Below are 18,435 nucleotides of genomic sequence, written 5' to 3'. Positions count from 1 at the left end.
CCTTATGTAGGGCAGAGCAGGACAGGAGTTTGCATGATCGAGTACCAGGTAGAACCGGGCTCCGCCGAGATGCCGCCGAAGCGTGACGTCAAGACGTCCATGCTCCGCGGCTGGCGTCAGAAGTGCCCGGCCTGCGGCCAGGGCGCGCTGTTTCGCCAATACCTCAAGGTCAGCGACGTATGTCCCGTTTGCGGTGAGGAGCTTCATCATCAGCGTGCGGACGACGCGCCGCCCTACTTCACGATGGTCATCGTCGGCCACGTCGTGGTTGCCGGCGTGCTGATGCTCGAGAAGGCAGTGGCGCCGCCGAGCTGGGTGCACCTCACGCTCTGGCTGCCGCTGACGGTCATCCTGAGCCTCGTTCTGCTGCCGCTGATCAAAGGCTCGCTCGTCGGAATGCAATGGGCGCTGCGCATGCACGGGTTCAGCGGCAAGCCCGATGAGACACCCGTTCCCGATCCCAGCGCCCAGTGACGTTGGAAATCGCGATGTCGCAGACGCACAAAGCGGAAGCCGGGACAGGTGCGAGCGCGCCTCGCGCCGTGCTGCGCCCGCGCGACGCCGCGACCTTGATCATCGTCGACCGCTCGTCGCCCGCCCCGCGCATCCTCATGGGCCGCCGTCGCCCCGAGCAGGTGTTCCTGCCGAACACGTTCGTGTTTCCAGGCGGCCGCGTCGAAGCAACGGATCGCGTACTCGCGCGCCGCCACGCGCTCCCTGAGACAGAAGCCGAATGCGTCAAAGCCGCTATGCGCGGCCGCCCCTCTGCGACGCGCGCCGCCGCACTTGCATTGGCCGCCATTCGCGAGACGTTCGAAGAGACAGGCTTCATCGTCGGGCGCCCACAGAACGATAGCAAGCCGGCCAACGCAGGCGGCTGGAGCGCCTTCCATGCCGAAGGGTTCGAGCCGCACCTCAGCGGCTTGACGTTCCTCGCTCGCGCCATCACGCCACCCGGCAGACCGCGGCGCTACGACACGCGCTTCTTCGTCGTGGACGCACGCGAGGTCGCACACCGCGCATCCAGCATCGATGGCGAGTTGCTGGATATCGACTGGTTTACCATCGATGCCGCGCGCACGCTGAAGCTGCCGTCGATCACGCAGTACATCCTGGAGGATATCGCCGCGTTCCTGGTTCGCCCCGCCGACGCGGCCCCGTTCTACTTCCACCGTCGGGGCCGTTTTGAACGCGCACTTCTCCCCCGCACCATTGTCCGTCTTGACAGCGAAGGCGCGAACAGTATGGTGCCCAATCCAAATTCAAGACGTACCTAATTCAAGGTCCCAAGACCAATGGCCAAGCAGATTACCCAGAAGATCAAGCTGCTTTCGACGGCAGACACCGGCTTTTTCTACGTGACGAAGAAGAACCCGCGCACGCAGACCGAGAAGCTCGTTTTCCGTCGTTACGACCCCGTCGTGCGCAAGCACGTCGAGTTTAAGGAAGCCAAGATTAAGTAGTTTCCGCCGCCCGGATTTTTTAAGGGCGGTTGGACGCATTGAGCGCAGACAGCGGGCCTTCGCGGACGACGAGACCACCCGTAGCACCAACGAAATCGCTGTATTTTCAGGGATGGGCCCTCAACCAGGGTCCGTAACCGGCTCGGCAGCGGGGTAAGCATTCCGAGTTAGCCACGGACCCTGGCCTAGTGACCAGATGGCGTCAAAGAGGGCGTTGACGGACCACCTGGTGTCGTAGCGGAGCAGGAACGGGTTCGTCGCGGCCCGCACTACGATTTCCCGCTCCATCAGGAGATGCGGCGGACCCGATGGGCCGCGGGAACCGGACTGACCGGAAACGTCGGCACAAGAGGGCGACGAACAGCCGAGCGATCTCCGGGCGAATTGAATACGGTTATGAAATCCCCTCCAGCGAGAAAAGTCTGACAGAACAGATCGGCGATTGCAAGTTTAGAGCTTGACCATTGCGTGGCGAACACGTCACCCGATCGATTCTATCGTTAATGCCGCCGCGGACCGGCCGAAAGTTGCCTGACCATCGCGAAGCGGGCCGAGCGCGGCATGCGCTGCGGGAAGAATCGGCATTAGATCAGTCGACTGACAATATAACTTTTTCGAAACGCGCCCAAGGCGTTGATCAGGCCGCGTCTGCGACAACTTGGTTCCGCCCCTGCCGCTTGGCAACGTAAAGGGCGCTGTCCGCCCGCTTGAAAAGAGCCTCCGAGGTGTCCCCTTCTCCCTCCCAGGTTGCAAGACCGACGCTTGCCGTAACCCAGGTTTCCTCGCCCGGACCGATGCTGAAGGGGTGGACTGCGACACACTCACGCACCCTCTCGGCCACCTGCCTGGCAACGACTTTGTCGGTGTCGGGCATGATGATCAGGAATTCCTCCCCGCCGAGCCGGCACGCCAGGTCCACGCCGCGTGTATAGCGCCGGAAGCGGTCCGAAAACTCCTTGAGCACCAGATCACCAACGTCATGGCCGTAGGTATCGTTGACGCGCTTGAAGTGGTCGATATCCGCGATCAGGATCGAAAGCGACCGCCCGGTACGCTCGGCGTCCGCAATCAGCGTCTTGAGATGGCGCTCCATGTAGCGCCGGTTATACAGTCCCGTCAGCGGATCGGTGACGGATAGCTCCACGCTTTCGCGGATCTGGTTGCGCAAATGGTCCGAGAACCGCTTGCGGCGCACCTGGGTTCTGACGCGCGCCAGAAGCTCGTGCCGATCCACCGGACGCATCAGGTAATCGTTGACGCCCATGTCGAGCCCGCGAATGAGACGGGCCTCGTCTCCCGGATCGACCATGAGCAGGATCGGCACATGCCGCGTGCGGTCGAGCGAGCGGACCTGCGAGCAGAACCGAAGCCCGTCCGAGTGCTCGAGCGTAAGCGCCACCACCAGAAGATCGAACGGATTTTCAGCCACATGCAGAAGCGCCGCTTGCGGATCGGACTCGATATAGGCTTCGTGATGCTTCGCGAGCGCCGACATGACACGCGACGACGAGCGCGGATGATCGTCGACGACAAGCACACGCGCCGGCTTGTCGGCGAGAATACGCGCCAGCGTGTCGTTGTCCGCGAGCCCCATCTGGCGGCTCGTGACGACGCGCATCAGCATTTCGTCGTTGAGCATCTTGAGCCGTGCAAGGCTCTTCACGCGCGTCACGAGCGCGATGTCATCGACCGGCTTGGTGAGAAAATCGTCCGCCCCGCAGTCGAGGCCCTGGATCTTGTCCGACGCTTGATCGAGCGCGGTGACCATCACCACCGGGATGTGCAGCGTCAACGGCGAGGCCTTGAGCCGGCGGCAGACCTCGAAGCCATCGATGCCGGGCATCATGACGTCGAGCAGCACGACGTCGACCCGCTCGCGCTGGCAGATCTCAAGGGCATCGAGGCCGTTGGATGCTGAAATGACCTCGAAGTACTCAGCCTCGAGGCGTGCCTGCAGGAGCTTGATATTGGCCAGAATATCGTCGACGACCAGAACTCGAGCAGTCATGATAAACTCTCAACGCACGCGACACCAAATCCACAGTACGGCCGTGTGGCTCAGGCATCCCCGACAAAACGTCTGACCGTGTCGAGAAATACGGAAACGGAGATTGGCTTCGACACATACGCCTCGCATCCGCCCGAGCGAATGCGCTCCTCATCGCCCTTCATCGCAAACGCCGTCACGGCGACAACCGGGATGTCCCTCAGCTCGTCGTCCTCCTTGAGCCAGCGGGTCACCTCGAGACCGGAGACCTCCGGAAGCTGGATGTCCATGAGAATGAGGTCCGGGCGATGCACGCGCGCGAGCGTCAAAGCATCGAGACCGTTCCGCGTCTGCACGGTGAGGTAGCCGTAGGCGTCCAAGAGATCATGGAAGAGCTTCATATTGAGCTCGTTGTCTTCCACGATCAGCACGGTCTTTGGCGTCTGGGCCGCGTTACCCTGCTTCTGGCCCTCGACGGCCATTCTGGTCTCCTGATAGGTCATCGTCGAAGGTTGTTGCCACCCCGCCTTTAACTGCACCGATTCTGAGGGCCATATGGAGGGAGTGTGCACAGCTTAGCTTAAGCAACTGTTGAAACATGCGCATCAAGGAGCAAAGTAGGGGATAAGTATCAGATATAACAATAAAAATGGAGGACGCCCACCGATGCTGAATCGACGCTCCGCACCGACCGCCGAGGAGGCCGAGACGATGGCCCTCGCGGGCCTCGCTTTCCTCGCCGAGGACGGCGCTCGCCTCGGCCGCTTTCTGGCCTTGACGGGGATCGAGCCCGATCAGCTGCGGGCTGTCGCGGGAGCACCGGAAACCCTTCTCGCTGTGCTGGATTACCTGCTCGGTGACGAGTCCCTCTTGCTCGTGTTCACAGCCTCGAAAGGCATCGCGCCTGAAGCTGTCGAGCCCACGCGCCACGCACTCGCACGCAGCCTCGGTATCGAGACCCAGACGTAACGGAGCAGGGAATGAACAAGGTGCCGGGCACCAGTGGCACGGCCCAGCGCATGCGCATGGGCATCGATCTCGGCGGCACGAAGATCGAAGGCCGCATCCTGACATCCAGCGGAGAGGAAGCCACGCGGCGGCGCATTCTGGCACCTCAGGGCTTCTACGAGGACACCGTTGCCGCGCTCGTCGACATCATCCGCGATCTCGAATCCGACATCGGCGAAGCAGCAAGCGTCGGCATCGGCATGCCGGGCTCCCTCTCGCCGCTGACCGGCCACGTCCGTAACGCCAATTCGACATGGCTCAACGGTCGTACGCTGCGCGAGGACCTCGAGTCCGCGCTCGGACGCTCGGTGCGAATGGCCAACGACGCCAATTGCTTCGCCCTGTCGGAGGCAACCGATGGCGCCGGCGCCGGCGCCAAAAGCGTATTCGGCATCATCGTCGGCACGGGCTGCGGCGGCGGCATCGTCATCGACGGACACGTACTGCACGGCGCCCGTGGCATAGGCGGCGAATGGGGTCACAACCCTCTGCCTTGGTCGGAGCCGGACGAGCATCCCGGTCCCCGGTGCTGGTGTGGACGCCTGGGCTGCATGGAGATGTGGGCCTCTGGCACCGGCTTGTCCGGCGACTACCAGCGACGGACAGGCGAACTCGTCTCAGGTCATGAGATCGTTGCCCGCGCCGCGTTGGGCGAGCCGGCGGCGAAAACCAGCCTCGAGCGCCACGCCTCGCGCCTTGCGCGCGGGATCGCCCACGTCATCAACATCATCGACCCCGAGGTGATCGTGCTCGGCGGCGGCCTCTCGAAGCTACCGCATCTCTACGAGGAGCTCCCGCGGCTCGCGGCGCCCTACGTCTTTTCCGACATCAAAAACATCGTCATCCGGCCGCCGAAATGGGGCGACGCCAGCGGCGTGCGCGGCGCCGCCTGGCTGTGGAACGACTGACGCAAAAGCGACCGAAATGAGAGCCCGTGGCTACTCCTACGGCGCCGTGCTCTTGCAGGGCGAGGCTTCGAAGTAGGTCAGCTCCTTGAGCTCGCCGGCGATGGCGAAGTCGCCGTGATTGATGCGCAGACTGCTCGTGACGCCGTTGTCGTGGAAACGATACGACATCTCATAGAGCGGGATCGCATCGCCCTGCTGCTGCCCGGCGGGAAAATAGCTGACCGAGATCGGCCACGAGAGTACGCGATCGAGATCCGCAACACCCTTGGCGAGCGAGACCACGGCGCCGCTCCCGGGCTTGGTCTCGCGGCCGATGGCCGTCGAAGTCGCGTAGACCTTGTCTCCGGTCTCCGACCCATCGAAGAGATCCGCCGCCAGAATGGTGCGCCCGGCGCGCGCCGCCTGGATGATCGCCATCGAATGCTGAATCGGGAAATAGATGTTGCCGGGAATCTTGATCTCCCGCTTCTCCGGGCGCGCCAGCTCAACAGTCGCCGGCCCGTTTCCCTGTGCGCGGTTGGCGACGCCCTGCGTCTGTTCGCCCGGCAGCTCGTTCTGGTAGGTACTCGTGCTGAAACGCAGCCGCCGCGCCGGCACCTCTTCCCAGCTCGACGTCCTGAGGTCCGTCGTCTGTACGTCGCCGTCCTGATTCACGGTCTGTGTCACGAAGCGCATGCTCTGCGCATAGCCTTCGCACGCATTGCCGGTGAGCTCATAGACGATGCGTCCGGTGACACCCGTTACGCCCGAGCCGGACTGCGCCCGGTCGAGCGATAGATCGTAGACCGCCCGATGCGGAGCGAACACCACCTCCTTGAGCGCGGGCGTCGCGTGCGCGCCAGCATGCAGCCACGGAAGCGCAAGCGCGAAGGGCGCCGCCAAGGCAGACGCCGCAATGACCAGTCCGTAACCCCGCTTCCGCATTCTTCTCATCCTGTTACAAAGGCTGCCCGAAAGAAGCAGCCTGATCTCTGGCCGGAATCTAAGGTACGTCCGGTCCGTTGCAAAGTCAGATCGAGCGGCTATCAAGGAACACCGACCATTCTGCGGCCACGTGCCTCGCGTCAAGCGGCAACGGCCCGATAACCCCCATGGAGACGACCCGAATGACCGGCACCATCGAGGCCCGCCTGGCCGAGCTTGGCATTACACTCCCCGAGGCGCCCAACCCGGTGGCCAACTACGTCCCCCACGCCATCGCCGGCAACCTCCTGTTCATCTCGGGACAGATTTCCAAGGGCGCCAACGGCAAGATCGTGACCGGAGCCCTGGGTCAGGATGTCGAGGTTGAGATCGGACAGGCCGCCGCCCGCCTCTGCGCCCTGAACATCCTCGCCCAAGCCAAGGCCGCGCTCGGCAGCCTCGACCGCATTGCGCAGGTCGTTCGCCTCACCGGCTTCGTCAACGCCACCCCGGCGTTCACCGACCATCCGAAGGTCGTCAACGGCGCATCCGATCTCTTCGTCGAGGTACTCGGCGACAAGGGACGCCACACGCGAGCCGCCGTCGGCGTCTCGAGCCTGCCGCTGAACTCGGCTGTCGAGGTCGACGCCATCATCGCCATCACGGGATAAGGCACAGATGCTCGATCGCGTCTTCCTGCGCCCCATCGCCCACCGCGGGCTGCACAACGCAGCAAAAGGCGTGATCGAGAACACGGCGCCCGCCTTCAAGGCCGCCATCGCCAAGGGCTACGCCATCGAGTGCGACGTGGTCGCGGCTGGCGGCGGCCGGCCAATCGTACTCCACGACGACACCCTCGACCGACTGACGCACAAGACAGGTCCCGTTTCGCACCTGGGCGCTGACGACCTCAAGCGGATCCGCTACCGCGACACCGACACCATCGGCATCCTGACGATGACCGAATTCCTGGCCCTATGCGGAGCGCGCGTACCGCTCGTCGTCGAGATCAAGAGTAACTGGTCGCCGCCCGACCGTGCGTTTCTCGGCGAGATCGCACGTCTCGCGAGCGCCCACAGCGGCCCCATCGCACTGATGTCGTTCGACCCGGCTGTGATGGAAGTGATCAAGGAACTCGCCCCCGGCGTACCGCGCGGCATCGTCTCGGGCCGATACCGTGATGCGGACGGCATGCTGTGGTGGCCGCAACTCGGCCGCTGGCGGAGCTGGCGACTTGCCAACCTGCTCGGGATGGGCGCAGCGGACCCGGATTTCATCGCCTACGAGGTCGGTGCTTTAGCGAAACTGGCTCCGCGCATCGCGCGCGAACGCTACGGCCTGCCGCTTCTCACCTGGACCGTCCGAACCGAAGCCGACCGCCGCCGCGCCGCCCGCTACGCCGACGCCCCCATCTTCGAAGGCTACGAACCTTAGCTGAGGTTTATGCGTGAGCTGAGCCACACGGCTGAACTCGATCACAATCTAGTCCACACGCTTAACGCAGCCGAAGGCTACGGAGCCAAGGGCGACCGCGGCAAGCCGCGCCCCCGCGGAGCGCCAGCGCACCTCCCGAGGTGCACGAACAGGCGCGTGAGCGATATCAGCGGTCGATCTCACCGAACACGATGTCGAGCGATCCGAGGATGGCGCTGACGTCGGCCAGCATGTGGCCTTTGTTGAGGAAGTCCATCGCCGCGAGATGCGGGAAGCCGGGCGCACGGATCTTGCACCGATATGGCTTGTTCGAGCCGTCCGCCACGAGATAGACGCCGAACTCGCCCTTGGGTGCTTCGACGGCGGCGTACACCTCGCCCGGCGGCACATGGAAGCCTTCCGTGTAGAGCTTGAAGTGATTGATCAGCGCTTCCATGGAGCGCTTCATCTCGCCCCGCTTCGGCGGCACCACGCGCGGATTGCGCGCCGAGACCGGACCCGACCCGTCCGCGCTCATCAGTTTCTCACAAGCCTGCTTCATGATCTTCACGCTCTCGCGCATCTCGAGCATGCGGATCAGATAGCGATCGTAGCAGTCGCCGTTCTTGCCGATCGGAATGTCGAAATCGAGCTCCGCATAGCACTCGTAAGGCTGCGACTTGCGAAGGTCCCACGCCGCGCCCGACCCGCGCATCATGACGCCCGAGAAACCCCACGCGAACGCATCCTCGAGGGCGACGACGCCGATATCGACGTTGCGCTGCTTGAAGATGCGGTTCTCCGTCAGCAGGTTGTCGATGTCGTCGAGCACCTTCAGGAACGGATCGCACCAGGCATAGATGTCCTCGATGAGCTGCGCCGGCAGGTCCTGATGCACGCCGCCGATACGGAAATATTTTGCGTGCATGCGGCTGCCGGAGGCGCGCTCGTAGAACACCATGAGCTTCTCACGCTCCTCGAAGCCCCACAGAGGCGGCGTCAGCGCGCCGACGTCCATCGCCTGCGTGGTGACGTTGAGCAGATGCGACAGGTGCCGCCCGATCTCGGAATAAAGCACGCGAATGAGCTGCGCGCGCCGCGGCACCTCGAGGCCCAAGAGCCGCTCGGCCGCGAGGCAGAACGCATGCTCCTGGTTCATCGGCGCCACGTAGTCGAGGCGGTCGAAATAGCCGATGGCCTGCAGATACGTTTTGGCTTCGATCAGCTTCTCGGTACCGCGATGCAGGAGCCCGATGTGCGGATCGACGCGCTCGACCACCTCGCCGTCGAGCTCGAGCACGAGCCGCAGCACGCCGTGCGCGGCCGGATGCTGCGGACCGAAGTTGATGTTGAACGGACGAATCTCGGTCTCAGCCATGGCTATCACTCGGTCTTCTGGGCATCGCCCGTATAAGAGGCCATCGCCACCGAACCCCTGACCTTTTCGGTCTCGTTGGCGAAATCATAGTACGGCGGCTTGTCCTCGATGAAGATCTGCCGCGTGAAGGTGAACCCGCTCACGTCGTCGACCGAGCCTGCGGTGAACGTGTAGCGCTCCTCGCCTGCCACCTTCCAGAACAACACCGTGCCGCAGCGTGTGCAGAACCCGCGCTCGCCGACATCCGAGGAGCGGTAGACGCCGATGAACTCCTGCCCCGTGATGCTCGGCATGCCCTCGCAGTCGAAGTACATGAGCGGACCGCCCGTCCACCGCCGGCACATGCCGCAATGGCACGCGTGCACCTCGTGCGTCGTGGTCTTCGTCGCGTAGCTGACGGCTCCACAAAGGCAGTGTCCGGTGATGTCGCGCGCTTCAGTCACCGCGCACCTCACTCGCCGCATTGGCCTCGAACGCCGCGAACGCCTCCGCCCCCGTACGCTTCGGCACGTCGCTCGAGAACGCATAGTAGTCGGGCTTCTCGTCGATGAAGATCTCCGCCGTGAGCACGAGACCCGACTGGTCGTCGAGCACGCCGGCCGAGAACGAGTAATGATCGGTGCCGAGCAGATGATAGAAGAGCGAGCTGCCGCACACCTTGCAGAAGCCACGCTCCGCCCACTCAGATGACTTGTAGACGCCGATATTCTCTGCGCCCTTGAATGCAACCTCACCGTCGTGCGGCAAGCCGATGTACGGCCCCGCTGCCCAGCGCCGGCACATGTTGCAGTGGCAGATATCGACCTCGCGCTTTGCCACGTCCGCAGAGAACGTCACCGCCCCGCAAAGGCACCGTCCACTGATCGCATTGCCCGCTGTGGCCATCGCTCGGGCTCCCTAGCCGCAGCTCGCGATCGGCGCGACGCCGGCCACAGCGGCCTTGTCATTGACGCGTGAGACAAAACGCTGCCACGGCACCACCATGCGCTCATGACTCCCGGCGCCGATCGTCTCGACGCCGTCATGTGCCGTGACCTTGAACGCGACGCGCCGGCCGGCGATGGCCGTGCACTCGGCTTCGACCGTTACCACCTGCCCCGGCACCGTGGCCCCGCTATGCGAGACGTTGATGTGAATGCCGAGCGAGCCTTCGCCGGGCTCGAGATGCGACTCGAGCACCTTCATGCAGCACCATTCCATGAGCCCGACCATGAACCCGGTCGCGAACACATCTGGCATGGCGCGGAAATCATCAGATTCGGGATAGAGGTGCGGCACGGTCTTCTCCGCCGGCACCTTGAACTCCAGGCGCGCGCGATCCCCGACCTTGAGCGTATCCTTCATGGCACCTCGCCCCTCGCCTGCTCGTGAAGCTTGCCCGTCGCGATGGAGACCGCGTTTTCGCGGATCTGCTTGAGCCGCTCGTCGTCGAGGCTCATGACGGCCCCGCCTTCTCATCGCCCGGCAAAACGTAGTTAGGTCCTTCCCAGGGGCTCTCGAAATCGAACGAGCGGAATTCCTGAACGAGCTTCACGGGCTCGTAGACGACGCGCTTGGCTTCGTCATCGTAGCGGACCTCGACATAGCCAGTGAGCGGGAAGTCCTTGCGCAACGGATAGCCCTGGAACCCGTAGTCGGTGAGCAGACGCCTCAGATCCGGGTGCCCCGAAAACAGAATCCCGTACATGTCGAACGCCTCGCGCTCGTACCAGTTGGCGACCGGAAACACATCGATGACACTCGGCACCGACGTCTCTTCGTCCGTCTCAAGCTTCACGCGCACGCGCTGATTGAGCCGCGGCGACAAGAGGTGATACACGACATCGAACCGCTGCTCGCGCGCCGGCCAATCAACGCCGCAGATATCGATCAGCACCTCGAAGCGGCAGCCGGGGTCGTCGCGGAGAAACGTCAGCACCTCGACGATCCTCTGCGCGTCCACCGTGAGCGTCAGCTCGCCGACCGCGATTTGCCGGTCAAGAACGGCATCCCCGAGCTTCGAAGCGATATGCGTATCAAGTTCGCTAAGCATGTCCGTTTCCCAGCCGCCGGCAACGGCCGGCCATGACGAGACGAAGCCGTGCTCCGTCGAGCCTATCTTTCGATCGTTCCCGTGCGGCGGATCTTACGCTGCAAGAGCAGCACGCCGTAGACCAGCGCCTCCGCCGTCGGCGGGCAACCCGGCACGTAGACGTCGACCGGCACGATGCGGTCGCAGCCGCGCACCACCGCATACGAATAGTGGTAATAGCCGCCGCCGTTGGCGCAGCTTCCCATCGAGATGACATAGCGCGGCTCCGGCATCTGGTCGTAAACCTTGCGCAGCGCCGGCGCCATCTTGTTGGTGAGCGTGCCGGCGACGATCATGACGTCGGACTGGCGCGGCGAAGCACGCGGTGCGAAGCCGAACCGCTCGAGATCGTAGCGCGGCATCGAGGCCTGCATCATCTCGACGGCGCAGCAGGCGAGACCGAACGTCATCCACATCAGCGAGCCCGTGCGCGCCCAGTTGATGAGGTCATCGGTCGTCGTGACGATGAAGCCCTTGTCGCCGAGCTCGTTCGAGATCTGCGTGAAAAAAGGATCGCCAGGTTTCACGAGCGCGCCACCGGAAGCGCCAGCGCCTTCCCTGGCCTTGTCGAAAGCGAACTCGGGCGGAACGATCAATCCCATTCCAGGGCTCCCTTTTTCCACTCGTAGATGAAGCCCACCGTGAGCACGCCGAGGAACACCATCATCGACCAGAAGCCGAAGGCGGCCATGTCACCGAAGGCCACGGCCCACGGAAACAGGAACGCGATCTCGAGATCGAAAATGATGAACAGGATCGAGACGAGGTAGAAGCGCACGTCGAACTTCATGCGCGCGTCGTCGAAGGCGTTGAAGCCGCACTCGTAGGCGGAGACCTTTTCCGGATCCGGGTTGCGATAAGCGACCAGGAACGGCGCGATCAGCAGCGCCGCGCCGATGGCCAGCGCCACGCCGAGGAATACGGCGAGCGGCAGGTAGTCCGTGAGCAATTGCTCGTTCATGACCTGTGTCCTTCGAACCCGTTCCAGCGGCATTCGGAGTGCCGCGAGAAGCGGAGGCCGCCACCAGAACAGAGCGCACGCAAGGGCCTATCGCGGCGCAATATTATGCTCTGGTGTTAACCCATCGAGGCTCCGTGGCGCAACATATACCGACGGCCAATCCCGACTACCGCCGTCGGGCTCGCGATCACTCAGCCACCAGTACGCACGCCGTGTTTTCCTTGAGCAGCAAACGCGCGGCCCGACCGCTGAATCGCGTCCTCGGCACGCTCGGGCGGCGTCCAGCCGTAGGTTTCCCGGAACCGCGAGGAATCGACAGCCAGATCGCCGACGAGGCTCTGCCCCATCACCGTCCGACCGAGCAAACCTAATCCCGCAGTGAGCATGGCGGGCGGTACGGGTAATAGACGCGGCGAGAGCTTCATTCCGGCCCTCAGAAGGCGCAGCATATCGGCAAGGCTGACGGCCTCCGCGTCAGCCACAGCGAAAGCCCCGGCTTTTGTGACGTCGCCGGACTGACCGACGATATGCACGATGGCATCACACAAATTCTCAACCGAAATCAGCGAGCGCCGGTTCCGGACGGAGCCGAAAGGAAGCGGCAGCCCCGACGCGGCAAGTCGCTGCAGGCTGTGCCAATTGCCCTTGGCCTGCGCGCCGTAGACAAGCGGGGGACGCAAAGAGACGCCCGTCCTCCCCTCGCCCGTGAAAGCACGAATGTGAGCCTCTGCTGCCAGCTTCGAACGCCCATAGGGCGTGGTGGATCGCGGCTCCACTGCATCGTCCACGACGCCTGCGAAGGTATGGTCGACCACCGCGAAAATGCTGGAAAGAAAAATCAGCGTCTCGACGCCCGCCCCAGCGCACTGCGCGGCAAGCCGTGCCGTCCCCGCCTCGTTGACGCGCCGGAAAAGATCCGCGGACACACCTGGCGCCGGCGTCTGCCCCGCGAGATGAACCACCACGCCGCAGTCCTCGAGCGCCCGTCGCCAATCCGTGCCCTCGCCGATATCGCCGACCTCGACGATCCGGCCCTCGGACGATGATGCGGAGCCCGCGACACGTCTGACCGCGAGCGTCAGCGGATAGCCTGCCTGCATCAACCGTTGCACGAGATGCTGGCCGATGAACCCGCGGGCTCCGGTGATACAGATGCGTTTCATGCAGCGAGCCGCGGTGTACCTTGCGCGAGACGGCCGAACGTTACACAACCCGCCGCGCCGGGGAAGCTCCCGCTCCCTCGCGCCGCCCTTTGAGAGAGCTACGAGGAATGGTGAAGAGGGCCTTCGACGTTACAGCGGCCGTGCTCGGCCTCATGATCGCATGGCCCGTCATCGTGATTCTGGCCATCCTGATCCGGCGTGGCTCTGAAGGCCCCGGCATCCTGTCCCAGACCCGCGTCGGCAGGGATGGCCGGCCGTTCCAGTGCTACAAGCTTAGGACGATGCTCAAGGGCGCACCGCAAGTGCCGACCCACGTTGCGGCGCCGTCGCTGGTCACCCCTATCGGCGCCTTCCTGCGCCGAAGCAAGCTCGACGAGCTGCCCCAGCTCTGGAACGTCCTTAAGGGCGACATGAGCCTCGTCGGCCCGCGCCCGTGCCTTCTCACCCAGGAGGAGCTCATCGCAGAGCGGCAGAAACGGGGTGTGCTCGCGCTACGCCCCGGCATTTCCGGGCTCGCCCAGGCAGCCGGCATCGACATGTCCGACCCCGTGCGCCTTGCCGAGAAGGACGCCGACTACCTGCGCCGGCAGTCATTCCTCCTGGACCTCGAGATCCTGTTCCGCACCGTCTTCGACACGGCCGGCCGCAAACAGCCGTCACAGGCCTGATCAAGGCCGGCAACCACATTCTATATCTGGGAAAAATGGCGCGAGAGACGGGACTTGAACCCGCGGCCTCCGCCGTGACAGGGCGGCGCTCTAACCAACTGAGCTACTCCCGCAATCCGCGTCCCGGGCACTGGCAGCGCCGGGCGACGCAAAAGCGAAGCGTCGAGATACGTGGTCACGGCCCCCAAGTCAAGCGACCGCGAAACCGAACGACACGGCAATTTTACAGGTCGTCGCCAGGCGCCGACCTGTGTCATCCGCGCACCGCTTTTCGACCAGTTTGCGAGGCGGCGCGAAAGATAAGGGCAAAGTGCGCTGCTTGCCGTTGCACCCGACCACCCCCGTCAGTATGACAACTCTGTGACACTTTTTCCAAGGGGGAAAAGGGGGCCAGCCAAAATGCACATCCGCGCCGCAGAGACCGCCGTATTTGTCATACTGGCGACACTAATCCCGCAGCCCGCGTTCGCCTACATCGACCCGGGCCTCGGCAGCCTGGTCTTCCAGGGAGCCGTCGCCGCGTTCGTCACGGTGGCCGCCGCCTGGGCCGGTCTGAAGACTAAGATCCTGTCGTTCTTCGGTAAGGGGCCGAGCGCCAGCGAAGCCGACGAAAACGCTCCGAGATAAACCCACGGCAGCAGCGGACGGGTCCCTGCCCCAAGCCGCTGCCGTCCTTTGGGCAATGACCATCTTCCGGCACTGGCTGCACCGCGCAGCCAGAACGTGTAGTGCTGCGCGACGGTTTTCGCGACCGCTCCGCAGCTGCAAGGAGAGGCGCAAGGCAACCCATGTTGGGCAATAGGCTTCTGATCCTCGTCGGGTTCAGCTTGGCCGCCGCAACATGGCCGATCGGCGATTCACCCCAGGAGATCAGCCTCGCTGAGCTGGCCGTGCTGGCCGGCGCGTTCGCGATTATTCTCGCCATCCAATGCGCAGGGCTCTGGGTGGCGAGCCGCTTCACGAGCGGCTGGCTGCTCGACGCCCTGATCGCGGTGCTCGTGGCCTCCAACGCCTATCATTTCGCGCTGCTGACGTTCGAGGCATCGACGGCGGTTCAGGTGACACTCGCAATCGCCGTCGGGCTCGCGGCGGGAGCCTTGCTTCGCACCCGGCTCCCGCAATCCAAGGTGTTCCTATTCACGCTCGTGTTCACAACGCTCTCGCTCAGCCAGTATGCCTACGGCCGCGCGAGCCTGTCGGATAGGGAGCCGGAGAATGCGAACCTTCCGGCATCCATTCCGATCAAGAGCGACCGAAACGTCTATCTGATCTCGGTTGAATCGCTGCATTCACCCGCGGCGTACCGTCGGCTCTACGGCATCGAGAACCCGCCGCACCTCGAATATCTGAAGGCCGAAGGCTTCCGCGTTTTCGACAACGCCTACTCGGTCGATATCTTCACGCGCTCCTCGTATGAGCGCATCCTCGAGTTCTCGAAACCGCTCATCACGCCGCGAGAAAGAGTCCAGGTCTTCAGATTCGACAACTCGACGTTCCGAAGCTTCCGCAATTCCGGTTACGCCATCCAGTTCATCTACGTCAGCAACCACTTCGCGCTGAACCCGGACCTCGTCGACCACAAGTATCCGAGAACGCGCTTTCAGATTTGCGCCGACCTGCCGCCGAACTTTTTCTATGTCCTCTGCGGACAGCGCATGCGCAATCGGATCGACCGCCGACTGTTCGGCGTCGAGGGCATCGTCAGCGTCCGCCAGCAGGTCCCGCACCTCGTCGAGCGCATCCGCATCGCCGCCGCCGATACGAAACCTTGGCTCACCATCAGCCACGTCGCCTTGCCGAAGCACACGCAGAAGAACCACCGCTACGACAATCCTGCGCAGGTGGCGGGCTTCCGCGAGCAGACGCGCGCGTGGATGCCGGACATCGCCGACAACTACCGCCAGATCGTCGGCGCCATCAAAAAGCATGACCCCGATGCCGTTATCGTGACCTTCGGCGATCACGGCGCCGTGCTGACGCGCGGGATGGCTTCGGCGAAACCCAACGCCGTGTTCACCACCGACGACTACATCGCCGACCGCCATGGCGTCATGCTTGGAATCTACCCGGCCGACTTCTGCCGCCACCGCTTCTTCGAGGGCGCGAGCACCGCACTCCTGGCCAAGCACGTGATCGAATGCCTGAACGGAAATGACACGCTGACCCCGGCGGATGAGGAGCGCAGCCGCTCCGTTGTCTACGTGGGAGAGACCAAGACCATCGACGCGATCAAGGCCGCGCCCTAGGCGTCGATGTGGCCCCGGACGAACCGCACGCGATCCGCAACCGGAGCACGCGGCAACTCCAAGAGATGGTAGCCGAGCGCGGTATAGACCTCGACCATCGCGCGATAGGTTGTGTCCGCCTCTTCCACCGTTTGCTTCCGCTCGGCATCGCCAACGAATATCTCAGGCCACGGCGGAGCGATGAAGACCCGTCGCGCATATCGGAAGGTGCACGCGGCCCTCTCGACATGTTCCGGCACCTCAAGCCCGCAGAGCCGGAGATAGCCGACGACATCCGGGACACCGCGATCGAACAGCACGACACCCGGTAAAGACTCAGCCTCGCGATGAGAGCGAATGTCCGCGGCCAGCATGAGCTCCGCAAAGAGCTCGCGATCCACCCACGGCAGCCCGTCTCCGCCGATCCCGACCTGATCTTGAATGATCGCCCGGCCAGCCTCGGGCATGGTGACAAGCCCGTCAGCCGAAAGCTCGGCAAGCAGCGTGCTCTTGCCGCTTCCCGGCCCTCCGGTCACCACATAGAAACGATCGCTCTCGCCCAGCACAGATCTCACCCGCGACGTGCCCGCGTCCACCGATATCGTGCCTCAGATGCCGAACACGTTACGTTGAAGACACGCGTCTCGTATGGCGCCGGAGATGCGACACATGTCATGCCGAAGGCATGCGACGCATAAAATCGCGTTTGCCGATCTCGAGCCCGTTGTGCCGCAGGATCCCGTATGCCGTCGCGCAATGGAAATAAAAGTTCGGCAGCGCGAAATGCAGCAGATATTCTCGGCCCTTGAAGTGTAGCTCGCGCGGACCGGCTTTGATTGTGAAATCGCGATCGGCAGCGGCCTCCATCGCCTCCGGTTTCGCCTCTCGCAGCACCGCCAGCGTTTCGGCGATGCGCGTCTTGAGATCGGCGAACGTCGCCTCGCTGTCGTCATGCACCGGCGGCGTCAGGCCCGCTAGGCGCCCGACGCTGAGCTTCGCGAAATCGCAGGCCGACTGCACCTGCTTCTTGAACGTGTACATGTCGGGATAAAGCCGCGCCGTAAGCAGCGCTTCCGGCTCGATCTTGCGCGCTTCGCAGAAAGCGATCGCCTTGTCGAGAATGGCATCGAGTGCCTCGAGATGTTTCGTGAAGCTCGGTACCGCTATCTCGTGCATTGTAATGGACATTGGTGCTCCCTATCTGAGGCTCCGCTTCGACGCAAAGCGTCGGGGAGCAAGGCGACCCGGCGCAGGTGCGCCGGCCATCAAAAGAGCAATACGAGAATTGAGCGAAGCCTGGTTCAGCTCGTGTCAGTGAAAAACTGGTGGGCGGTGAGAGGGTCGAACTCCCGACATCTTCGGTGTAAACGAAGCGCTCTACCACTGAGCTAACCGCCCGACGCGCCACTCCTAGCGCCCCTTCATCGCGCCCGCAAGCGTCCTCGAAGATCCCCCGCTCTCCGCCACCTGCACGCACACACCCCTTCTCCTGCATTGCACCTTGCTCCCCAGCCGAAGCTGCATCCGCAGCTTCGGCTGGGGGCGCGATTGTGCGCCCCCGCGGCAAGTGCCGCGCCCCTCCACAGAGCACCACGCGTCTTAGGCGAAGCTTCTCGCAACTTGTGTCAGAACAAAAAGCGCGAGAGCGCTCAGGCGCCAAAGGCGCCCGGCACAAGTGCGCCGGCCATCCACGCGCCGCTACGGCCCTTCGGCAAAAAAGCCTCGTGCAGCTTGCGTCCGAAACAAAAAAAGCGCCGTGGAAACTCCCCGGCGCTTCATGATCTCGAACGTCGAACGCAGCGTAGCGCTTAGTTCAGGGCGTCCTTGAGGCCCTTCGACGGGCTGAACTTCGGCACGCGCGAAGCCGGAATATTGATGGTCGCGCCGGTCGCGGGGTTACGCCCCTCACGCGCCTTGCGCTTGGCAACCTTGAACGTGCCGAAATCCGGGATGCGAACCTCCTCGCCGTTCTTGAGCGAGTTACGGATATGCGCCAGCGCTGCATCGACGGCAACGCCCGCTTTCTCCTTCGTCAGGTCGGTTTCTCTCGCAACGGCGTCGATCAGATCTTTCTTGCTCATGTTTCCGTCCTCGTGACTGGAATGACTGTGCACCAGAGTGGGGGGAGTTGGCCCTGGCGCGTGCCGATCGATCCGCACGTCGCAGACCATATCGCTCGGCGATAGTGGGCGACAAAAGCCCCTAAAGACGGGCTCCGTCAAGGGGCAAAACGACCCTTTAAGCCTTAAAATACGGGGGATCTGGCGGCTCTGAACACCTTCCAGAA

General features: G+C 63.6%; 24 protein-coding genes and 2 tRNA genes. 10 read left to right on the top strand and 16 right to left on the bottom strand.

Going from position 1 to position 18,435, the window contains the following annotated elements; translation table 11 throughout:
- The first annotated feature begins 33 nt into the window (after nt 1–33).
- From CS1GBM3_RS01630 to rpmG, 3 genes are read left to right on the top strand one after another with little or no spacing between them, the layout of a single operon-like run.
- Nucleotides 34–474, top strand: a complete 441-nt coding sequence (locus CS1GBM3_RS01630; protein ID WP_072390496.1) for a DUF983 domain-containing protein — start codon at nt 34–36, stop codon at nt 472–474.
- Between the two features lie 14 nt (nt 475–488).
- Nucleotides 489–1,277 carry an NUDIX hydrolase gene (locus CS1GBM3_RS01625; RefSeq protein WP_139247728.1) on the top strand — a complete coding sequence of 263 codons (789 nt, stop codon included), beginning with the start codon at nt 489–491 and terminating at the stop codon, nt 1,275–1,277.
- A gap of 18 nt (nt 1,278–1,295) precedes the next feature.
- Entirely contained in the window at nt 1,296–1,463 is a 168-nt protein-coding gene (rpmG, locus tag CS1GBM3_RS01620) for a 50S ribosomal protein L33 (protein WP_072390490.1), read from the top strand.
- Between the two features lie 637 nt (nt 1,464–2,100).
- Here rpmG and CS1GBM3_RS01615 read toward each other — a convergent pair.
- Together CS1GBM3_RS01615 and CS1GBM3_RS01610 are read right to left on the bottom strand one after the other, a co-directional pair.
- Nucleotides 2,101–3,471: a PleD family two-component system response regulator gene (locus tag CS1GBM3_RS01615; RefSeq protein ID WP_072390487.1), complete on the bottom strand. Its 1,371-nt coding sequence runs from the start codon at nt 3,469–3,471 to the stop codon at nt 2,101–2,103.
- Between the two features lie 50 nt (nt 3,472–3,521).
- Nucleotides 3,522–3,932 carry a response regulator gene (locus tag CS1GBM3_RS01610; RefSeq protein ID WP_072390484.1) on the bottom strand — a complete coding sequence of 137 codons (411 nt, stop codon included), beginning with the start codon at nt 3,930–3,932 and terminating at the stop codon, nt 3,522–3,524.
- A 184-nt stretch (nt 3,933–4,116) separates the two neighbouring features.
- Between CS1GBM3_RS01610 and CS1GBM3_RS01605 the strand changes: the two genes are divergently transcribed.
- A complete protein-coding gene (locus CS1GBM3_RS01605) occupies nt 4,117–4,419 on the top strand; it encodes a DUF3572 domain-containing protein (RefSeq protein WP_072390481.1) in 303 nt (100 codons plus the stop codon).
- An 11-nt stretch (nt 4,420–4,430) separates the two neighbouring features.
- On the top strand, nt 4,431–5,366 hold the full coding sequence (locus CS1GBM3_RS01600; RefSeq protein WP_244534520.1) for an ROK family protein: 936 nt from the start codon (nt 4,431–4,433) through the stop codon (nt 5,364–5,366).
- A gap of 36 nt (nt 5,367–5,402) precedes the next feature.
- Here the strand turns inward: CS1GBM3_RS01600 and CS1GBM3_RS01595 are convergent, their stop codons facing one another.
- Nucleotides 5,403–6,290, bottom strand: coding sequence for a cell envelope integrity EipB family protein (locus CS1GBM3_RS01595; protein WP_072390478.1), 888 nt, complete (start codon nt 6,288–6,290; stop codon nt 5,403–5,405).
- 182 nt (nt 6,291–6,472) lie between these two features.
- Here CS1GBM3_RS01595 and CS1GBM3_RS01590 point away from each other — a divergent pair, with 182 nt between their 5' ends.
- Together CS1GBM3_RS01590 and CS1GBM3_RS01585 are read left to right on the top strand one after the other, a co-directional pair.
- Nucleotides 6,473–6,940 carry a RidA family protein gene (locus CS1GBM3_RS01590; protein ID WP_072390476.1) on the top strand — a complete coding sequence of 156 codons (468 nt, stop codon included), beginning with the start codon at nt 6,473–6,475 and terminating at the stop codon, nt 6,938–6,940.
- Between the two features lie 7 nt (nt 6,941–6,947).
- Nucleotides 6,948–7,703, top strand: coding sequence for a glycerophosphodiester phosphodiesterase family protein (locus tag CS1GBM3_RS01585; protein WP_072390473.1), 756 nt, complete (start codon nt 6,948–6,950; stop codon nt 7,701–7,703).
- A 166-nt stretch (nt 7,704–7,869) separates the two neighbouring features.
- Here the strand turns inward: CS1GBM3_RS01585 and CS1GBM3_RS01580 are convergent, their stop codons facing one another.
- The 8 genes from CS1GBM3_RS01580 to CS1GBM3_RS01545 all read right to left on the bottom strand — a co-directional run bounded on the left by CS1GBM3_RS01580 (nt 7,870) and on the right by CS1GBM3_RS01545 (nt 13,255).
- Nucleotides 7,870–9,060 (bottom strand): NADH-quinone oxidoreductase subunit D, encoded by a 1,191-nt coding sequence (locus tag CS1GBM3_RS01580; protein WP_072390470.1) that lies wholly within the window; start codon nt 9,058–9,060, stop codon nt 7,870–7,872.
- Nucleotides 9,061–9,065: 5 nt separating this feature from the next.
- A complete protein-coding gene (locus CS1GBM3_RS01575; protein ID WP_139247727.1) occupies nt 9,066–9,503 on the bottom strand; it encodes a GFA family protein in 438 nt (145 codons plus the stop codon).
- On the bottom strand, nt 9,496–9,945 hold the full coding sequence (locus CS1GBM3_RS01570) for a GFA family protein (protein WP_072390467.1): 450 nt from the start codon (nt 9,943–9,945) through the stop codon (nt 9,496–9,498). Before CS1GBM3_RS01570 ends, CS1GBM3_RS01575 begins: the two co-directional genes overlap by 8 nt.
- Nucleotides 9,946–9,957: 12 nt before the next feature.
- A complete protein-coding gene (locus CS1GBM3_RS01565; protein ID WP_072390464.1) occupies nt 9,958–10,404 on the bottom strand; it encodes a thioesterase family protein in 447 nt (148 codons plus the stop codon).
- 91 nt (nt 10,405–10,495) lie between these two features.
- Nucleotides 10,496–11,092 (bottom strand): NADH-quinone oxidoreductase subunit C, encoded by a 597-nt coding sequence (locus CS1GBM3_RS01560; RefSeq protein WP_072390461.1) that lies wholly within the window; start codon nt 11,090–11,092, stop codon nt 10,496–10,498.
- Between the two features lie 62 nt (nt 11,093–11,154).
- On the bottom strand, nt 11,155–11,733 hold the full coding sequence (locus CS1GBM3_RS01555; protein ID WP_072390459.1) for a NuoB/complex I 20 kDa subunit family protein: 579 nt from the start codon (nt 11,731–11,733) through the stop codon (nt 11,155–11,157).
- A complete protein-coding gene (locus tag CS1GBM3_RS01550; RefSeq protein ID WP_072390456.1) occupies nt 11,724–12,092 on the bottom strand; it encodes an NADH-quinone oxidoreductase subunit A in 369 nt (122 codons plus the stop codon). The genes CS1GBM3_RS01555 and CS1GBM3_RS01550 overlap by 10 nt, the downstream gene beginning before the upstream one ends.
- Before the next feature lie 191 nt (nt 12,093–12,283).
- Nucleotides 12,284–13,255 carry an NAD-dependent epimerase/dehydratase family protein gene (locus CS1GBM3_RS01545; protein ID WP_072390453.1) on the bottom strand — a complete coding sequence of 324 codons (972 nt, stop codon included), beginning with the start codon at nt 13,253–13,255 and terminating at the stop codon, nt 12,284–12,286.
- Between the two features lie 107 nt (nt 13,256–13,362).
- Here CS1GBM3_RS01545 and CS1GBM3_RS01540 point away from each other — a divergent pair, with 107 nt between their 5' ends.
- Complete coding sequence (locus CS1GBM3_RS01540) at nt 13,363–13,923, top strand: sugar transferase (protein WP_072390450.1); 561 nt, start codon at nt 13,363–13,365, stop codon at nt 13,921–13,923.
- Nucleotides 13,924–13,959: 36 nt separating this feature from the next.
- Here CS1GBM3_RS01540 and CS1GBM3_RS01535 read toward each other — a convergent pair.
- Nucleotides 13,960–14,036, bottom strand: a tRNA-Asp gene (locus CS1GBM3_RS01535).
- Between the two features lie 286 nt (nt 14,037–14,322).
- Between CS1GBM3_RS01535 and CS1GBM3_RS01530 the strand changes: the two genes are divergently transcribed.
- Together CS1GBM3_RS01530 and CS1GBM3_RS01525 are read left to right on the top strand one after the other, a co-directional pair.
- Nucleotides 14,323–14,550, top strand: coding sequence for a hypothetical protein (locus CS1GBM3_RS01530; protein WP_072390447.1), 228 nt, complete (start codon nt 14,323–14,325; stop codon nt 14,548–14,550).
- Nucleotides 14,551–14,711: 161 nt separating this feature from the next.
- Complete coding sequence (locus CS1GBM3_RS01525; protein WP_072390444.1) at nt 14,712–16,169, top strand: alkaline phosphatase family protein; 1,458 nt, start codon at nt 14,712–14,714, stop codon at nt 16,167–16,169.
- Here CS1GBM3_RS01525 and CS1GBM3_RS01520 read toward each other — a convergent pair.
- From CS1GBM3_RS01520 to CS1GBM3_RS01505, 4 genes are all read right to left on the bottom strand, one after another.
- The gene (locus tag CS1GBM3_RS01520) at nt 16,166–16,714 is read right to left on the bottom strand and encodes an AAA family ATPase (protein WP_210186201.1); all 549 of its coding nucleotides are present in this window, start codon (nt 16,712–16,714) and stop codon (nt 16,166–16,168) included. The two genes, CS1GBM3_RS01525 and CS1GBM3_RS01520, sit on opposite strands and share 4 nt — an antisense overlap.
- A gap of 106 nt (nt 16,715–16,820) precedes the next feature.
- Nucleotides 16,821–17,336 carry a DUF1993 domain-containing protein gene (locus CS1GBM3_RS01515; protein WP_072390441.1) on the bottom strand — a complete coding sequence of 172 codons (516 nt, stop codon included), beginning with the start codon at nt 17,334–17,336 and terminating at the stop codon, nt 16,821–16,823.
- 135 nt (nt 17,337–17,471) lie between these two features.
- A tRNA-Val gene (locus CS1GBM3_RS01510) sits at nt 17,472–17,546 on the bottom strand.
- Nucleotides 17,547–17,956: 410 nt separating this feature from the next.
- Nucleotides 17,957–18,262: an HU family DNA-binding protein gene (locus tag CS1GBM3_RS01505; RefSeq protein WP_280173004.1), complete on the bottom strand. Its 306-nt coding sequence runs from the start codon at nt 18,260–18,262 to the stop codon at nt 17,957–17,959.
- Between the last annotated feature and the right edge of the window lie 173 nt (nt 18,263–18,435).

Source organism: Hyphomicrobium sp. CS1GBMeth3 (assembly GCF_900117455.1).
GTDB lineage: Bacteria > Pseudomonadota > Alphaproteobacteria > Rhizobiales > Hyphomicrobiaceae > Hyphomicrobium_C.
This window is presented reverse-complemented; position numbering and strand designations above follow the sequence as displayed.

Excerpts from the sequence above, each read along its gene's own strand:
- CS1GBM3_RS01630 (WP_072390496.1), top strand. The coding sequence starts at position 34 with ATGATCGAGTACCAGGTAGAACCGGGCTCCGCCGAGATGCCGCCGAAG.
- CS1GBM3_RS01625 (WP_139247728.1), top strand. The coding sequence starts at position 489 with ATGTCGCAGACGCACAAAGCGGAAGCCGGGACAGGTGCGAGCGCGCCT.
- rpmG (WP_072390490.1), top strand. The coding sequence starts at position 1,296 with ATGGCCAAGCAGATTACCCAGAAGATCAAGCTGCTTTCGACGGCAGAC.
- CS1GBM3_RS01615 (WP_072390487.1), bottom strand. The coding sequence starts at position 3,471 with ATGACTGCTCGAGTTCTGGTCGTCGACGATATTCTGGCCAATATCAAG.
- CS1GBM3_RS01610 (WP_072390484.1), bottom strand. The coding sequence starts at position 3,932 with ATGGCCGTCGAGGGCCAGAAGCAGGGTAACGCGGCCCAGACGCCAAAG.
- CS1GBM3_RS01605 (WP_072390481.1), top strand. The coding sequence starts at position 4,117 with ATGCTGAATCGACGCTCCGCACCGACCGCCGAGGAGGCCGAGACGATG.
- CS1GBM3_RS01600 (WP_244534520.1), top strand. The coding sequence starts at position 4,431 with ATGAACAAGGTGCCGGGCACCAGTGGCACGGCCCAGCGCATGCGCATG.
- CS1GBM3_RS01595 (WP_072390478.1), bottom strand. The coding sequence starts at position 6,290 with ATGCGGAAGCGGGGTTACGGACTGGTCATTGCGGCGTCTGCCTTGGCG.
- CS1GBM3_RS01590 (WP_072390476.1), top strand. The coding sequence starts at position 6,473 with ATGACCGGCACCATCGAGGCCCGCCTGGCCGAGCTTGGCATTACACTC.
- CS1GBM3_RS01585 (WP_072390473.1), top strand. The coding sequence starts at position 6,948 with ATGCTCGATCGCGTCTTCCTGCGCCCCATCGCCCACCGCGGGCTGCAC.
- CS1GBM3_RS01580 (WP_072390470.1), bottom strand. The coding sequence starts at position 9,060 with ATGGCTGAGACCGAGATTCGTCCGTTCAACATCAACTTCGGTCCGCAG.
- CS1GBM3_RS01570 (WP_072390467.1), bottom strand. The coding sequence starts at position 9,945 with ATGGCCACAGCGGGCAATGCGATCAGTGGACGGTGCCTTTGCGGGGCG.
- CS1GBM3_RS01565 (WP_072390464.1), bottom strand. The coding sequence starts at position 10,404 with ATGAAGGATACGCTCAAGGTCGGGGATCGCGCGCGCCTGGAGTTCAAG.
- CS1GBM3_RS01560 (WP_072390461.1), bottom strand. The coding sequence starts at position 11,092 with ATGCTTAGCGAACTTGATACGCATATCGCTTCGAAGCTCGGGGATGCC.
- CS1GBM3_RS01555 (WP_072390459.1), bottom strand. The coding sequence starts at position 11,733 with ATGGGATTGATCGTTCCGCCCGAGTTCGCTTTCGACAAGGCCAGGGAA.
- CS1GBM3_RS01550 (WP_072390456.1), bottom strand. The coding sequence starts at position 12,092 with ATGAACGAGCAATTGCTCACGGACTACCTGCCGCTCGCCGTATTCCTC.
- CS1GBM3_RS01545 (WP_072390453.1), bottom strand. The coding sequence starts at position 13,255 with ATGAAACGCATCTGTATCACCGGAGCCCGCGGGTTCATCGGCCAGCAT.
- CS1GBM3_RS01540 (WP_072390450.1), top strand. The coding sequence starts at position 13,363 with ATGGTGAAGAGGGCCTTCGACGTTACAGCGGCCGTGCTCGGCCTCATG.
- CS1GBM3_RS01530 (WP_072390447.1), top strand. The coding sequence starts at position 14,323 with ATGCACATCCGCGCCGCAGAGACCGCCGTATTTGTCATACTGGCGACA.
- CS1GBM3_RS01525 (WP_072390444.1), top strand. The coding sequence starts at position 14,712 with ATGTTGGGCAATAGGCTTCTGATCCTCGTCGGGTTCAGCTTGGCCGCC.
- CS1GBM3_RS01515 (WP_072390441.1), bottom strand. The coding sequence starts at position 17,336 with ATGTCCATTACAATGCACGAGATAGCGGTACCGAGCTTCACGAAACAT.